The 15,629-nt window shown below is 57.3% G+C and carries 15 protein-coding genes; 3 read left to right on the top strand and 12 right to left on the bottom strand.

All coding sequences use genetic code 11. From position 1 onward, the window contains the following. Positions 1 to 12 precede the first annotated feature (12 nt). From atpG to mnmG, 11 genes are all read right to left on the bottom strand, one after another. Positions 13 to 873, bottom strand: a complete 861-nt coding sequence (gene atpG / locus BB029_RS00730; protein ID WP_065937915.1) for a F0F1 ATP synthase subunit gamma — start codon at positions 871 to 873, stop codon at positions 13 to 15. A 50-nt stretch (positions 874 to 923) separates the two neighbouring features. Then, complete coding sequence (gene atpA / locus BB029_RS00725) at positions 924 to 2,468, bottom strand: F0F1 ATP synthase subunit alpha (RefSeq protein WP_003177064.1); 1,545 nt, start codon at positions 2,466 to 2,468, stop codon at positions 924 to 926. 21 nt (positions 2,469 to 2,489) lie between these two features. Further along, the gene (locus BB029_RS00720) at positions 2,490 to 3,026 is read right to left on the bottom strand and encodes a F0F1 ATP synthase subunit delta (protein WP_027608176.1); all 537 of its coding nucleotides are present in this window, start codon (positions 3,024 to 3,026) and stop codon (positions 2,490 to 2,492) included. A gap of 12 nt (positions 3,027 to 3,038) precedes the next feature. Beyond that, positions 3,039 to 3,509, bottom strand: coding sequence for a F0F1 ATP synthase subunit B (locus BB029_RS00715; RefSeq protein WP_008439543.1), 471 nt, complete (start codon positions 3,507 to 3,509; stop codon positions 3,039 to 3,041). A 55-nt stretch (positions 3,510 to 3,564) separates the two neighbouring features. Beyond that, complete coding sequence (gene atpE / locus BB029_RS31715) at positions 3,565 to 3,822, bottom strand: F0F1 ATP synthase subunit C (RefSeq protein ID WP_002555987.1); 258 nt, start codon at positions 3,820 to 3,822, stop codon at positions 3,565 to 3,567. 133 nt (positions 3,823 to 3,955) lie between these two features. Continuing rightward, positions 3,956 to 4,825 carry a F0F1 ATP synthase subunit A gene (gene atpB, locus BB029_RS00705; RefSeq protein ID WP_017736231.1) on the bottom strand — a complete coding sequence of 290 codons (870 nt, stop codon included), beginning with the start codon at positions 4,823 to 4,825 and terminating at the stop codon, positions 3,956 to 3,958. Positions 4,826 to 4,841: 16 nt separating this feature from the next. Further along, positions 4,842 to 5,249 (bottom strand): F0F1 ATP synthase subunit I, encoded by a 408-nt coding sequence (locus BB029_RS00700; RefSeq protein WP_010565865.1) that lies wholly within the window; start codon positions 5,247 to 5,249, stop codon positions 4,842 to 4,844. Between the two features lie 148 nt (positions 5,250 to 5,397). Beyond that, positions 5,398 to 6,270 carry a ParB/RepB/Spo0J family partition protein gene (locus tag BB029_RS00695; protein ID WP_015886650.1) on the bottom strand — a complete coding sequence of 291 codons (873 nt, stop codon included), beginning with the start codon at positions 6,268 to 6,270 and terminating at the stop codon, positions 5,398 to 5,400. Positions 6,271 to 6,279: 9 nt separating this feature from the next. Then, the gene (locus tag BB029_RS00690) at positions 6,280 to 7,077 is read right to left on the bottom strand and encodes a ParA family protein (RefSeq protein WP_016978715.1); all 798 of its coding nucleotides are present in this window, start codon (positions 7,075 to 7,077) and stop codon (positions 6,280 to 6,282) included. Positions 7,078 to 7,095: 18 nt separating this feature from the next. Beyond that, complete coding sequence (gene rsmG / locus BB029_RS00685; RefSeq protein WP_065937914.1) at positions 7,096 to 7,740, bottom strand: 16S rRNA (guanine(527)-N(7))-methyltransferase RsmG; 645 nt, start codon at positions 7,738 to 7,740, stop codon at positions 7,096 to 7,098. Next, the gene (gene mnmG / locus BB029_RS00680; protein ID WP_027608172.1) at positions 7,737 to 9,629 is read right to left on the bottom strand and encodes a tRNA uridine-5-carboxymethylaminomethyl(34) synthesis enzyme MnmG; all 1,893 of its coding nucleotides are present in this window, start codon (positions 9,627 to 9,629) and stop codon (positions 7,737 to 7,739) included. Before mnmG ends, rsmG begins: the two co-directional genes overlap by 4 nt. A gap of 564 nt (positions 9,630 to 10,193) precedes the next feature. On the opposite strand from mnmG, the gene BB029_RS00675 reads away from it, so the two are divergent. The 3 genes from BB029_RS00675 (at position 10,194) to BB029_RS00665 (ending at position 14,175) form a co-directional block, all read left to right on the top strand. After that, positions 10,194 to 10,700: a sigma-70 family RNA polymerase sigma factor gene (locus BB029_RS00675; protein ID WP_065937913.1), complete on the top strand. Its 507-nt coding sequence runs from the start codon at positions 10,194 to 10,196 to the stop codon at positions 10,698 to 10,700. After that, positions 10,700 to 11,644 carry a FecR domain-containing protein gene (locus BB029_RS00670; protein WP_065937912.1) on the top strand — a complete coding sequence of 315 codons (945 nt, stop codon included), beginning with the start codon at positions 10,700 to 10,702 and terminating at the stop codon, positions 11,642 to 11,644. Before BB029_RS00675 ends, BB029_RS00670 begins: the two co-directional genes overlap by 1 nt. A 92-nt stretch (positions 11,645 to 11,736) precedes the next feature. Further along, the gene (locus tag BB029_RS00665) at positions 11,737 to 14,175 is read left to right on the top strand and encodes a TonB-dependent siderophore receptor (RefSeq protein WP_065937911.1); all 2,439 of its coding nucleotides are present in this window, start codon (positions 11,737 to 11,739) and stop codon (positions 14,173 to 14,175) included. A 60-nt stretch (positions 14,176 to 14,235) separates the two neighbouring features. Here BB029_RS00665 and mnmE read toward each other — a convergent pair whose 3' ends face one another. After that, positions 14,236 to 15,606, bottom strand: a complete 1,371-nt coding sequence (gene mnmE, locus BB029_RS00660) for a tRNA uridine-5-carboxymethylaminomethyl(34) synthesis GTPase MnmE (RefSeq protein ID WP_065937910.1) — start codon at positions 15,604 to 15,606, stop codon at positions 14,236 to 14,238. Positions 15,607 to 15,629: the final 23 nt, after the last annotated feature.

Raw genomic sequence — 15,629 nt, 5'->3', positions numbered from 1 at the left:
ATATTTGAACCGTTAAACCGCGGCAGCGCCGCCGACGATTTCCGAGATCTCTTGGGTGATCGCAGCCTGACGCGCCTTGTTGTAGATCAGCTGCAAATCGCTGATCAGATCACCGGCGTTATCGGTAGCGTTTTTCATCGCGATCATCCGCGCCGCTTGTTCAGCTGCGTTGTTCTCGACCACCGCCTGGTACACCTGCGACTCCACGTAGCGCACCATCAAGCCGTCAAGCAGCTCTTTGGCGTCTGGTTCGTAGAGGTAGTCCCAGTGGTGCTTGAGTTCCTGATCCGGAGTCGCCACCAGTGGAATCAACTGCTCCACGGTTGGCTGCTGGGTCATGGTGTTGATGAATTTGTTGGATACCACGGAGAGGCGGTCAATCCGGCCTTCCATGTACGCATCCAGCATCACCTTCACACTGCCGATCAAATCATTGATCGACGGCTCTTCACCCAGGTGGCTGATAGCTGCAACGACGTTACCGCCGAAGTTGCGGAAAAAGGCCGCACCCTTGCTACCAACAACACACAGATCGATCTCGACGCCGTTTTCGCGGTTTACCGCCATGTCCTTGACCAGGGCCTTGAACAGGTTGGTATTCAAACCACCGCACAAACCACGGTCACTACTCACTACCACATAACCCACACGCTTGACGGCGCGTTCGATCATGAAGGGGTGGCGGTATTCCGGGTTGGCGTTGGCCAGATGCCCAATTACCTGGCGGATACGCTCCGCATAAGGACGGCTAGCAGCCATGCGCATTTGTGCCTTGCGCATTTTGCTGACCGCCACTTTTTCCATGGCGCTGGTAATTTTTTGCGTGCTTTTGATGCTCGCAATCTTACTGCGAATCTCTTTTGCGCCTGCCATGTAACACCTATCAGGTTAGCAAGCGGGAGCCTTGCGGCTCCCGCTGCGGCTTACCAGGTTTGGGTGGCCTTGAACTTCTCGATACCGGCTTTCATGCCAGCGTCGATATCGTCATTGAAGTCACCCTTCACGTTGATCTTCGCCATCAATTCGGCGTGATCGCGGTTGAAGTAAGCAATCAGCGCTTGTTCAAAGCTGCCGACCTTGGCGATTTCAACGTCGGTCAGGAACCCACGCTCAGCGGCATACAGCGACAACGCCATGTCAGCGATCGACATTGGGGCGTATTGCTTCTGCTTCATCAGCTCGGTAACGCGCTGACCATGCTCAAGTTGCTTACGGGTCGCTTCGTCCAGGTCAGAAGCGAACTGGGCGAATGCCGCCAGTTCACGGTACTGAGCCAGAGCGGTACGGATACCACCGGAGAGCTTCTTGATGATCTTGGTCTGAGCGGCACCACCCACACGGGATACCGAAACACCGGCGTTCACTGCAGGGCGGATGCCCGAGTTGAACATGGCCGATTCCAGGAAGATCTGACCGTCGGTGATGGAAATCACGTTGGTCGGAACGAACGCGGAAACGTCGCCAGCCTGGGTTTCGATGATCGGCAGTGCGGTCAGGGAACCGGTTTTGCCGGTCACTGCGCCGTTGGTGAACTTCTCTACGTACTCTTCCGAAACGCGGGATGCACGCTCCAGCAGACGGGAGTGGAGATAGAACACGTCGCCTGGGTAGGCTTCACGGCCTGGTGGACGGCGCAGCAGCAGGGAAATCTGGCGATAAGCCACTGCTTGCTTGGACAGATCGTCATAAACGATCAGCGCGTCTTCACCGCGGTCGCGGAAGAATTCACCCATGGTGCAACCGGAGTACGGTGCCAGGAATTGCAGCGCAGGAGATTCCGAAGCACTGGCAGCCACGATGATCGTGTTGGCCAGGGCGCCGTTTTCTTCCAGCTTGCGAACCACGTTGGCGATGGTCGATTGCTTCTGACCGATCGCTACGTAGACGCAGAAAATGCCGCTGTTCTTCTGGTTGATGATCGCGTCGATCGCCAGAGCGGTTTTACCGATCTGACGGTCACCGATGATCAGCTCACGCTGGCCACGGCCGACCGGGATCATGGCATCGACAGCCTTGTAGCCAGTCTGTACAGGCTGGTCTACCGACTTACGCCAGATCACGCCTGGAGCAACTTTCTCGACCGCGTCGGTCTCGGTGTTGCCCAGTGGACCTTTACCGTCAACAGGGTTACCCAGTGCGTCGACAACGCGACCCAGCAATTCCTTACCAACCGGAACCTCCAGGATGCGGCCAGTGCACTTGGCGCTCATGCCTTCAGCCAGACTGGTGTACGCGCCCAATACAACGGCACCTACGGAGTCTTGCTCCAGGTTGAGGGCCATACCGTAGACGCCGCCCGGAAACTCGATCATCTCGCCGTACATAACGTCGGCCAGACCGTGAATCCGCACGATGCCGTCAGATACGCTGACGACAGTGCCTTCGTTACGGGCTTGGGAGGTCACATCGAGCTTGTCGATGCGGCCCTTGATAATTTCACTTATTTCGGAAGGATTGAGTTGCTGCATTGCTCTGCTGCCCCTTCAAACTCAAGATTTCAATGCTTCGGCAAGATTCGCGAGTTTGCCGCGAATCGAGCCATCGATAACCAGGTCGCCGGCGCGAATGACAACACCCCCAATAAGGGATGGGTCTTCCGCAACTTGCAGGCGCACTTCCCGGTCGAGTCGTGCACTGAGAACCTTGGCGAGTTTGTCTTGCTGTTCTTGGTTCAATGCAAAAGCACTGGTCACTTCAACGTCTACCGATTTCTCTTGCTCGGCCTTGTACAGGTCGAACAGAGCGGCAATCTCCGGCAAAAGCAGGAGACGGTCGTTTTCGGCGATGACATTGATGAAGTTCTGCACTTTCACATCAAACTTGTCGCCGCACACTTCAATAAAAGTGGCGGCCTTGTCTGCGCTCGTCAGTCGCGGGGCCTTGAGCACGCGCTGCATGGTGCCGTCTTGCGACACTGCTGCAGCCAGGCCGAGCATGGCTGACCAAGAGGCCAGCTGCTGGTGGGCCTGGGCGTGCTCGAAGGCTGCCTTAGCGTAAGGTCGGGCCAACGTGGTCAATTCTGCCATGATCGCCCTCGCTTAAATTTCAGCAGCCAGTTTGTTAACCAGCTCCGCGTGCGCGTTTTGATCAATTGTGGCACCCAGGATCTTCTCAGCACCGCCGACGGCCAGAGCACCCAGTTGGGCACGCAGCGCATCTTTGACACCGTTCAGTTCCTGCTCGATCTCGGCTTGAGCCTGAACCTTCACACGGTCAGCGTCGATACGGGCTTTTTCAACAGCCTCTTCAACAATCTGGTTACCGCGTTTCTTGGCTTGCTCAATGATTTCGGCTGCTTGAGCTTTCGCTTCGCGCAGTTGCTGACCCGCTTTATCTTGGGCCAACTCCAGGTCGCGAGCTGCTCGTGCGGCAGCGTCCAGTCCATCCGCGATCTTCTTTTGACGTTCGTGCAAAGCCGCGATGACCGGAGGCCATACGAACTTCATGCAGAAAACGACAAAAATCAAGAACGCTAAGGACTGACCAATAATGGTTGCATTAATGTTCACGCCAATACCTCGCTCATTCGTTGCACAACACACCAATCACTCGAAAAACGAGTGATTAACCGGCGAGTTGACCAACGAAGGGGTTCGCGAAGGTGAAGAACAGAGCGATACCAACGCCGATCATGGTCACGGCGTCGAGCAGGCCGGCAACGATGAACATTTTAACTTGCAGCATTGGAACCATTTCTGGCTGACGCGCTGCGCCTTCCAGGAACTTGCCGCCCAGCAGGCCGAAACCAATGGCAGTACCCAGGGCGCCCAGGCCGATCAACAGTGCAACAGCGATAGCGGTTAGACCAACTACAGTTTCCATCTTTCCTCCCGACTTTTACGTCGTATGGTTTAGGTTTTTTAGATTTTAAAGCGGTAAAACAAATCGTTTCATAGCCCTGGTGGGCCACCTTCCCGTTTCACCGGGAAGGACATCAGACTAGTCGAGACTGGCCTTAATGGTTCTCTTCGTGCGCCATCGACAGGTAGACGATGGTCAGCATCATGAAGATGAAGGCCTGCAGGGTGATGATCAGGATGTGGAACACAGCCCACGCCCACTGCAGAACAATGCCCAGGCCGCTAAGCCAGAGCAGGCCGCTGCCGAACATCACAGCGATCAGAATGAACACCAGCTCGCCGGCATACATGTTGCCGAACAGTCGCAGGGCCAGGGAGATCGGCTTGGCGATCAGGGTGACGAATTCCAGCAGGAAGTTCACCGGGATCAGCAGGGCTTGAACAAAAATGTTCTTGCTGCCGAACGGGTGCAGGGTCAGTTCGCCGATGAAGCCGCCGATGCCCTTGATCTTGATGCTGTAGAAAATGATCAACGCAAATACCGACAGGGCCATGCCCAGGGTAGCGTTCGGGTCAGTGGTCGATACGGCACGGAATGGAATGTGCGGGTCGCCGGAAATCGCCATGGCCAACTGAGGAATCCAGTCAACCGGGATCAGGTCGACGGCGTTCATCAGGAACACCCAGACGAAGATGGTCAGTGCCAGCGGTGCAATCACCGGGCTACGGCCATGGAAGCTGTCTTTCACGCTGCCATCGACGAATTCGACCAGTACTTCAACGAAGTTCTGCAAAGCACCTGGTTGACCGGAAGTCGCCTTCTTTGCCGCCATGCGGAAAATCAGGACGAAGATCAGACCCAAAGCGACCGACCAGCCCAGAGTATCCAGGTGGAAAGCCCAGAAGCCCATTTCTTTGGCTTCTGCTGCGGAGTGGGCAAAGCCCCAGCCGCCGTTGGGAAGCTGACCGAAGGTCAGGTTCTGCAAGTGGTGCTGGATATAGCCCGAAGCGGTTGTTTCTGCCATGGTTGCCTCAAACGCCCTAAGGTTTCGAAAGTCTTGTTTTCATCAGCAGGGGAGCGAACCAGCTGACCAGTTGGGTCAACACGAAGACGCCGAATACAGCCAGCGGCGCCAATGGCTTCACACCTGCAAAGGTCAGTGCAAACAGCACTGCCGTCAAAATCAGTTTCCCCGCCTCGCCGGCATAAAAAGACCGGACGATAGCCTGGGCTGCTCGGGCGCCGGAAAACCGAAAGGCCCTGTGAGCAAAATACATATTGGGCAGCAAGGCTATCAGGCCTCCGCAAAGTCCTGAATATCCGGCTACGACTCCATGCCAGTACCAAAGCGCCAATGCGGCGATCAGCAAAATGACAAATTGAGCCAATAAAACCGGAAAAACAGCCAAGCGATGGAAGGGCAACGTGTTTGGCGTGCGGGTTTCCATCACTCTTGCTCCTCAATAGTCGGCTGCCGGAAATCAATAACTTGGCATAATTTGTGCCGACAAAATGCGCGCAGAGTATAGGGGCGGTTCTGCCCCTATTCAACTGCCGGGTAGTGATTTCCGATCACGCGCTACATAAGCAAATGTTTCAGCGGATGTGGGCAAGGACGCCCTGAAGCTCATCAAGGGAGTTATATCCGATGACCAATTGCCCTTTGCCTTTCTTGCCGTGGCGAATTTGTACCGCAGAGCCCAGGCGTTCGGCCAGGCGCTGCTCGAGACGCGCGATATCCGGATCAGGTTTGGCCGTTTCGACCGGTGCAGGTTTGCCGCTGAGCCACTGGCGAACCAGGGCCTCGGTCTGACGAACGGTGAGCCCTCGTGCGACAACGTGTCGCGCCCCTTCAACCTGTTGATTTTCCGGCAAACCGAGCAAAGCACGGGCGTGGCCCATCTCGAGGTCGCCATGGGACAACATGGTCTTGATGACTTCCGGCAGCGCGATCAGGCGCAGCAAGTTGGACACGGTGACACGGGATTTACCCACGGCCTCGGCGACCTGTTGCTGGGTCAGCTGGAATTCCTGCTGCAAACGCTGCAAGGCGATCGCTTCCTCGATGGGATTGAGGTCTTCACGCTGGATATTCTCGATCAACGCCATGGCGATGGCGGTTTCATCCGGTACATCGCGCACCATCGCCGGGATGGTGTCCTTGCCCGCCTGCTGGCTGGCGCGCCAGCGGCGTTCACCGGCGATGATTTCAAAGCGGCCGCCGCCGATCGGGCGCACCACAATCGGCTGCATCACACCCTGGGCCTTGATCGAATTGGCCAGTTCTTCCAGGGCCTGGGGGTCCATGTCCCGGCGTGGCTGGTATTTGCCGCGCTGGATCAGGTCCAGGGGCAAGTGCTGCAGCTCGCGTTCGTCAGCCTGCACCGCTTGTTCTTCAAGCGATGTGACGGTCGGACCACTCAGCAGTGCATCCAGTCCACGTCCGAGACCTCGTTTCTTGACGGCCATGGGGATTCCTTAAGTTGGCTGGGCTGCAGCGGTGCGTGAGTTGCGGCGTTGACGACGAACCATCTCGCCGGCCAATGCCAGGTAGGCAATGGCGCCACGGGATGATTTGTCGTACGCCAGCGCGGGCATGCCATAGCTTGGCGCTTCGGCCAGGCGGATGTTGCGTGGAATCACGGTGTCGTACAGCTGGTCGCCAAAGTGTTCCTTGAGCTGCGCCGACACATCGTTCATCAGGCTCAGGCGCGGATCGAACATGGTCCGAAGCAGGCCTTCGATCTGCAGGTTCGGGTTGAGCAGCTCGGCAATACGCTTGATGTTATCCACAAGGTCGCTCAACCCTTCCAGCGCGTAGTACTCGCACTGCATGGGGATAATCACCCCATCGGCAGCCACCAATGCGTTAAGCGTGAGCATCGACAGCGACGGTGGGCAGTCGATCAAAATGTAGTCGTAGTTCTCGCGGATCGGTGCCAACGCGCTGCGCAGACGGCTTTCCTTCATCTGCATTTCCAGCAGCACCACTTCCGCCGCAGTCAAATCGCGGTTGGCCGGCAGCAGTTGATAACCGCCATGCTCGGAGTAGTGCATGGCCTGGGCCAGGTCGCACTCGCCAATCAGCAAGTCGTAGACCGAGTTTTCCAAGCCGTGTTTATCCACACCGCTACCCATGGTGGCGTTGCCCTGTGGATCGAGATCGATCAACAGCACCCGACGCTTGGTGGCGACCAGGGATGCTGCGAGGTTGATGCAGGTGGTGGTTTTGCCCACGCCACCTTTCTGGTTCGCTATCGCGAATACCTTAGCCATTCTTGCTTGTGTTCCCAATCATGCCGTGCGGCGCAGTATCAGCAGATGGCGTTGGCCTTGGCAACCGGGTACGGCCAAGGCGTGTTCGCTATCGAGGTGGAAGTCTGCCGGCAATGCTAACAGCTCATCGCTTGGATGGACGCCCTTCATTGCCAGCCAGCGGGTGTCGCCGTCGCCCAGGTGACGAGTCCAGCTGCTGAAGTTCTCCATGCTGCTGAACGCCCGGGAAACAATTCCGTTGAAGGGCAACTCAGGCGTGAAGGCTTCGACGCGACTGTGGATAACGTGCAGGTTATCCAGCTTGAGTTCGAGTTTGACCTGGGTCAGGAAGCGGGTTTTCTTGCCGTTGCTGTCCAGGCAGGTCACTTGCGACTCGGGAAACAGGATAGCCAGCGGGATGCCAGGCATACCGCCACCACTGCCGACATCGAGCCAACGACCGTTTTCGATAAACGGCATTACGCTCAGACTGTCGAGCAAGTGACGGGAAACCATTTCGTCGGGATCACGCACGGCCGTCAGGTTGTAAGCCTTGTTCCATTTGATCAACAGGGCCAGATAACCCAGCAGCAAATCGTGCTGGGCCTGGGTCAAGTCCACGCCCAATTGGCGCGCACCTGTGGATAACTCTTCGGCGTGTTGCGAGGTGACCAACGAACTCAAGCGCTTTGCTCCAACTGACGGCCCGCGCCGCGTTTTTTCAAATGAATCATCAACAGCGAAATGGCTGCCGGGGTGACGCCGGGGATACGTGAAGCCTGGCCGAGGGTCTCGGGGCGAGTTATCCCCAGCTTGCTTTGGATTTCTTTCGACAAGCCGGAAATACCGGTGTAGTCGATATCCACAGGCAGCCTGGTGTCTTCACTGGCGCGCAGACGAGCGATTTCGTCCTGCTGGCGGTCAATGTAACCGGCGTACTTGGTCTTGATTTCGACCTGCTCGGCAACCTGTGGATCATCGGCGCCGCCGCCGGTCACTTCGACCAGGCCAGCGTAGTCGATTTCAGGACGGGACAGCAGGTTCAGCAGGTTGTATTCATGAGTCAGCGGCGTGCCGAATTTTTCCGCAATCGCGTCGCCCTGCTCGGTCCCGGGGCGAACCCAGGTACTTTTCAGGCGCTGCTCTTCAAGCTCGATGCTTTCGCGTTTTTTGCAGAAAGCCGCCCAGCGCGCATCGTCGACCAAGCCCAGTTCACGGCCTTTTTCGGTCAGGCGCAGGTCGGCGTTGTCTTCGCGCAGGATCAGGCGGTATTCCGCTCGGGAAGTGAACATCCGATACGGTTCCTGGGTTCCCAGGGTAATCAGGTCGTCGACCAACACGCCGATATACGCTTCATCGCGACGCGGGCACCAGCTGTCTTTGCCTTGTGCACGCAATGCGGCGTTGGTCCCGGCCAGCAAACCCTGGGCGCCGGCTTCTTCGTAGCCGGTGGTGCCGTTGATTTGCCCGGCGAAGAACAGGCCGCCGATAACCTTGGTTTCCAGGCTGTACTTCAGGTCACGCGGGTCGAAGTAGTCGTATTCGATGGCGTAGCCCGGACGCACGATGTGTGCGTTTTCCATGCCGCGAATCGATTGCACGATCTGGATTTGCACATCGAACGGCAGGGAAGTGGAAATCCCGTTCGGGTACAGCTCGTGGGTAGTCAGGCCTTCGGGCTCGATGAAGACCTGGTGGCTTTCCTTGTCGGCAAAGCGGTGGATCTTGTCTTCGATCGACGGGCAGTAACGCGGGCCAATACCTTCGATCACTCCGGAGTACATCGGCGAACGGTCGAGGTTCGCGGCAATGATTTCGTGAGTGCGCGCATTGGTATGGGTAATCCAGCAGCTCACCTGTTTGGGGTGTTGCTCCTTGGAACCCATGAACGACATCACCGGGATCGGAGTATCGCCCGCTTGTTCGGTCATCACCGAGAAATCCACGGAACGCCCGTCGATACGCGGCGGGGTCCCGGTTTTCAGGCGACCCACGCGCAGCGGCAATTCGCGCAGGCGTTTTGCCAGGGCAATCGACGGAGGATCACCGGCGCGGCCACCCGAATAGTTCTGCATACCGATGTGGATAAGTCCGCCGAGGAACGTACCGGTGGTCAACACCACGGATTCTGCGAAGAAACGCAGGCCCATTTGGGTAACTACACCGCGAACCACATCCTGTTCGACGATCAAGTCATCGGCGGCTTGTTGAAATATCCACAGGTTGGGCTGGTTTTCCAGGGTTTCGCGGACCGCGGCTTTGTACAGGATGCGGTCTGCCTGGGCCCGAGTGGCACGCACGGCCGGGCCTTTGCGGCTGTTGAGCACGCGAAATTGAATACCACCCTTGTCGGTAGCCTCGGCCATCACGCCACCAAGGGCGTCGATTTCCTTGACCAGATGGCTTTTGCCGATCCCACCAATGGCGGGGTTGCAACTCATGGCGCCGAGGGTTTCCACGTTATGCGTCAGCAACAGGGTTTTTACGCCCATGCGTGCTGACGCCAGTGCTGCCTCGGTACCGGCATGACCGCCGCCGATGACGATCACTTCAAAACGGGAAGGGAAATCCACCACGCACCTCGTGCCTGCTTATGTAGGTAATCAGGAATTGTTTGTTGAAAGGGTTTTGGAGCTTTGGCGGCAAGTATAGGGACTTCGCCCTTCCTAAAGAACCCTTTGCACAAAATTTAACCAGCTGTGGATGAATCACAGACAATAGAAATTAAAAGAGAGAAATTTATTAAATCTTTGTTTTTATGTTTATTTCTACTGGACGCAGTTTCTGTGGATAGATCTCTACAGGCCTTTATTTACAATGTGTACAGCGATTCAAAAGTCTGTGGTCATGTGCCAATGAGGCCCTTGGATAAGTGCTTTAAGCCTGTGGATTAAACAGGTGGTTATCCACAGAGGGGTTTTTACTCAGGTTTCGAGCCCTGTTATCAACTGGGCATAGGGGCGGTTATTCACAGGGCTTAATCCACAGAAATCCGTGCAATGGTGTGAATTTCGCCCACGACGAAGCCAACCGAATCTTTCTATTCGGGGGTGAGCACGTCAAAAAGAGATCTATTGTGAGAAAACAGCCAGGCAGTTAATAATAGCGATTATCATTAACCTGCCTTGTCATGCCCTATGTCTCCTTCTTCACACACGGCTGCGGTTCAGAACATCTACGAGCAGCACCATTCCTGGTTGCACGGGTGGCTCAAAGGTAAGTTGCATAACGCCTGCGATGCAGCCGATGTGGCGCACGATACGTTCGTGCGCATTCTGGTTGGGCGGCATGCGGCGCAGATCGTTGAACCGCGTGACTACCTGGCAACCATCGCCAGGGGCCTGGTGATTGATCGTTATCGCCGGCATGCCATCGAGCAGGCCTACAAGCAAACCTTGGCCGAACGGCCTGAAGCCACGGCCATCAGTGAAGAAGACAAAGCCATCATCATCGAGACGCTGGTGGCTGTGGATAAAGCCCTGTCCGGACTCGGTGAGCGAGCGCGACGGATCTTCCTGTTGTCGCAGATCGAAGGGCTGACTTATCAACAGATCGCCGATCAACTGCAGGTGTCGCTGACCACGGTGAAGAAGCACATGATCCGTGCATTGACTGAATGCTCGCTGATCATGGCCAGCCTGTAATGGCCGCCCCCGATCGCAAGACCTTCGAGGCCGCTGCTCACTGGTATGTACAGTTTCAATCCCAAACGCCTACGGCCGCTGAACGCCTTGCCTGGCAACAATGGCTCAACGGCGATCCGTCCCATCAGGCAGCGTGGAACCAGATGGAGCAATTGCAGCGCAGTCTCGGTGCCCTTCCCCAGGATTTCACCCGCCGGGCATTGTCGACCACGCAACAACGTCGTCAGGTATTGAAGTGGATGCTGGTAATGGGCGGTACCGGGTACCTGGGCTGGAATGTCCAGCAACACACCTCCCTGGGCAATGTATGGGCCGACTACCGGACGTCCGTGGGTGAACGCCAGCGTATCGCGTTGGCTGACGGCACCCGGATTGATCTTAATACCAGCACGGCGATTGACGTGATCTTCGACGGGCGCCAACGTTTGATCCGGCTGCGTGAAGGTGAAGTACTTATCCACACCGGCAAGTTGGGCGGGCACACGCCCTTTTATGTCGAAACCCGCCAAGGCCGAGTCCAGGCATTGGGTACTCGGTTTACAGTGCGCCAGTTGCCAGATTCCACGCGTGTCGGTGTTCTGGAGGATCGCGTAAGTGTGGCCCCTGGTGACCGGCCCAACCATGCGCGACTGCTCGGTGCCGGTGAAAGCGCTGACTTTGATCGTCAAAACATAGGGCTTGGCCACACGTATAGCGGGTCCCAGGCTGCCTGGGTCGATGGCCAACTGATCGTATTGGATGCTCGCCTCGGGGATGTGATCGAAGACCTTGCCCGCTACCGTCCCGGCGTCCTGAAATGCGACTTGGCTAGTGCACGCCTACGTGTTTCCGGGACTTTCCGCCTCGACTCCACCGATGCGGTACTGGCGAATCTGCAGGCAACCTTGCCCATTCAGGTGAAATACTTCACGCGCTATTGGGTTTCGGTGAAGCGAATCGCTTGATCGCAAAAAATATCCTCACAAGGGGTTATCTTTTTTTTACCTGGCACGGCCCTAAAGGTAATCACGACGCCACCTTCAGGGCTTACCCACCTATGCGCCTTCGCACCAAGCTCCGCCAGCGACTTTCCTACCACGGTATGACGTGCAGCCTGCTGCTCGGCACAGCAGCCACAGCCGGTGTTTTACTATCCAGTGACGCCATGGCCGCCAGCGCCGTGCAGCATTACGCCATTGCGGCCGGTCCCCTGGACAATGCCTTGAGCCAATTTGCCGCCAGGGCGAATGTGATTCTGTCTTTCTCGCCCCAACAAACCGCGCGCTTGAACACCACCGGGCTGGAAGGTGACTATTCGGTTGAGCAAGGCTTTGCACTGTTGCTGCAGAACTCGGGGTTACAAGCGGTAGTCCAGGCGCCAGGCAGCTATGTCCTGCAGGCCATTCCTACAGGGCAACTCACGCTCGCGCCCACCACGGTCAGCACTTATCAACAGGCTGGGTTCAATCAGGAGATTGCCGGGGATGTGGGCTACAAAGCGCAAAACAGCCGTATCGGCACCAAGACCAGCACACCTCTGTCGGAAACACCGCGTTCGGTATCGGTCGTCACCGGCCAGCGCATCAAGGACCAGAAGTCGCAGACCCTGACTGAAGTATTGGGCTACGTGCCAGGTATCTTCGCGCCGCCCTTTGCTGCTGGCGACGGTCTCGCGGGGGACTTGTTCTTCATCCGCGGTTTCAATGCCACGGATTACGGCTACGGCCTGCTGCGAGATGGCCTGCGCGTACAAGGCAATCGGTACGACACCACCAGTGAGCCCTATGGCCTGGAGCGGGTCGAAATCTTCCGTGGGCCCTCTTCCCTGCTGTACGGTGAAAACGCGCCTGGCGGTTTAGTGAACCTGGTGAGCAAACATCCGACTGCCACGCCGCAGGGTGAAGTACAGCTCGGTTATGGCTCGAATAATCGGCGTCAGTTGGGTGTGGATATCTCTGGTCCACTCAACGACAGCGGCAACATCCTTGGCCGGGTGGTGATGCTCGGCCGCAAGTCTGATACGCAGACTGACCATGTTCCTGATGATCGCCTGTATATAGCGCCTTCACTGACCCTGAATTTCGACGACTTCAACACGCTCACGCTGTTGGCCAATTACCAAAAGGACCACACCAATCTCGAACTCGGCCTACCCGCCGCGGGGACCTTGCTTACAAATCCGAACGGAAAGCTGTCCAAGCACACCATGCTCGGCGACCCGGACTGGAACACGTTCGAACGTGAAGCCTGGAGCAGCGGCTACGAATTCAGCCACAGCTTCAATGATGAGTGGCAGTTCCGCCAGAACTCGCGGTACATGCAATCGCGCATCAACCGTCACGAAACCTGGCCGGGCACATTGAACAATGGCGGTTTCGGCACCCAACTGAACATGACGGCCTACGACCGCTACAACAAGTCGATGGTCTACTCCCTGGATAACCAGTTGGAAGGCAAATTCCAGGTCGGTGACCTGGAAAATACGGTGCTGTTCGGCGCCAGTTATGACCGCACCTCGTTCAACCAGGATTGGGACGCAGGCTTCGCCGGCACCATCAATGTGTATAACCCCGTGTACCTGCGTGAGCCGCTTACCCCGGTGGCTGTGCAAAACACCTTGCTCGAGCAGCAAATGAAGGGTGTTTATGCACAAATCCAGAGCAAGTATGACCACTGGTTGTTCCTGCTGGGCGGCCGCCAGGACTGGGTCGACAGTGATTTCCGCGACAAGGTCAACAAGGCCAGCAACACCGGCTCCGAAGACCGCAAGTTTACCTACCAGGGCGGGGTGATGTACCAGTTCGACAACGGCCTGACACCGTACGTCAGCTACTCCACCGCATTTGTGCCCGTACAGCAGATCTCCAACGCCGGCTCACCGTTGAAGCCGATCACCAGTAGTCAGTACGAAGTGGGTGTGAAGTACGAACCGGTCGGCTGGGATACGGCGATGACCCTGTCGGTGTATGACTTGCGCAAGGAAGACGACACCTACCTCGACGCCACCACCAACAGCTACCGCCAGGTGGGCGAAAGCCGGGCCAAAGGGGCCGAGGTCGAGGTGAACAGCAACATCACCCCCAACCTGAATGTGACCGCAGCCTACACCTACACTGACGCTCGTATTACCAAGGACTCGGCTACCTCGCTGGTCGAGGGGCATCAGATGACGGGGGTTCCGCGCAACCAGGCCTCGGTGTGGGGCAAGTACCGCTTCCTCGATGGCCAACTCAAGGGCTTGTCCCTGGGCGGCGGTGTGCGCTATTTCGACAGTACGTTTTCTTACACCCAGCCAAGCCTCTACGGAAAGCTGGATGCTGGGAGCGTCACTCTGGTGGACGCAGCCGTCGGCTATCAGATCGACAAGCACTGGTCAGTGGACGTGAACGCCAAGAACCTGTTCGACAAGGAGTATGTTTCTGGCTGCAACGACGCGGGCCGCTGCTACTGGGGTGACAGTCGTACACTGCTTGGGACTGTTTCGTACAACTGGTGATGGATGATGGCCTGAAGAATCAAAATGCTCTTCAGGCCGCTATCGCTGGCAAGCCTGCTCCTACTTGCCGATACAGAAGCTGGAGAAGATCCGTCCCAACAAATCATCGGAGCTGAATGCCCCGGTGATTTCTCCCAACAGCTGCTGCGCCTGGCGAAGATCCTCAGCCAGCAGCTCCCCCGCCCCTGCCAAGGTCAACTGCGCCCGGCCGTGTTCCAATGCCGCGCTTGCATGGCGCAGCGCCTCCAGGTGCCTGCGGCGCGCACTGAAGCTGCTTTCCGACGTCTGCTCGTAACCCATGCAGGCCTTGAGATGCTCGCGCAGCAATTCCAGGCCCTCCCCCGCAGACTTGGCGCTCAGGCTGAGAGTGACGTGGCCGTCAGCGCTGGTTTCCATCGCAATGGCTTCACCCGTCAGATCGGCTTTGTTACGAATCAAGGTGACTTTGGCCGGGTCCGGCCGTTGCTCGAGGAATTCCGGCCACAATGCAAAAGGATCCACAGCCTCCGGCGCGGTGGCGTCCACCACCAGCAATACCCGGTCCGCTTCGCCGATGGCTTTGAGCGCGCGTTCCACGCCGATCTTTTCAACCTGGTCATCGGTATCGCGTAAACCGGCGGTGTCGACGACGTGCAACGGCATGCCGTCGATGTGGATATGTTCGCGCAGGATATCCCGGGTGGTGCCGGCGATCTCGGTGACAATGGCTGCTTCACGCCCCGCCAGCGCATTGAGCAGGCTGGATTTGCCGGCATTGGGACGCCCGGCGATCACGACGGTCATGCCGTCTCGCAGCAACGCGCCTTGCCCGGCTTCCCGAAGGACTGTGGATAACTCATCACGGACCTTATCCAGCATCGCCAATACATGGCCATCAGCAAGGAAGTCGATTTCCTCTTCAGGAAAATCAATCGCTGCCTCGACGTAGATGCGCAGGCTGATCAACTGTTCGGTCAAGTTATGCACACGCAGGGAAAAAGCGCCCTGCAGAGAACGCAGCGCATTGCGTGCAGCTTGCGCAGAACTGGCCTCGATCAAATCGGCAATCGCCTCGGCCTGTGCCAGGTCGAGCTTGTCGTTGAGGAATGCCCGCTCACTGAACTCACCCGGGCGGGCCAGGCGGCAACCCAACTGCAGGCAGCGTTGCAGCAACATATCCAGAACGATCGGGCCGCCGTGCCCCTGCAATTCCAGCACGTCTTCACCCGTGAAGGAATTGGGTCCCGGGAAATACAGGGCCAGGCCTTCGTCCAATACTTCCTCATCAGAGCCGAGGAACGGGCCGTAATGGGCGTAGCGCGGCTTCAACTCACGCCCGCTGATGGCCTTCGCGGCAATCCCGGCGAGCGGTCCGGAAATACGAACGATACCGACACCGCCGCGACCCTGAGCGGTAGCGACAGCAGCGATGGTTTCACGAGGAGCGCTCATCAGCAGGTTCCAGAATAAAAGTG

Source organism: Pseudomonas sp. S3E12 (assembly GCF_001702295.1).
GTDB classification, from domain to species: domain Bacteria; phylum Pseudomonadota; class Gammaproteobacteria; order Pseudomonadales; family Pseudomonadaceae; genus Aquipseudomonas; species Aquipseudomonas marginalis.
The sequence above is the reverse complement of the archived record's forward strand: the minus strand, read 5'-3'. Positions and strand labels throughout refer to the sequence as shown.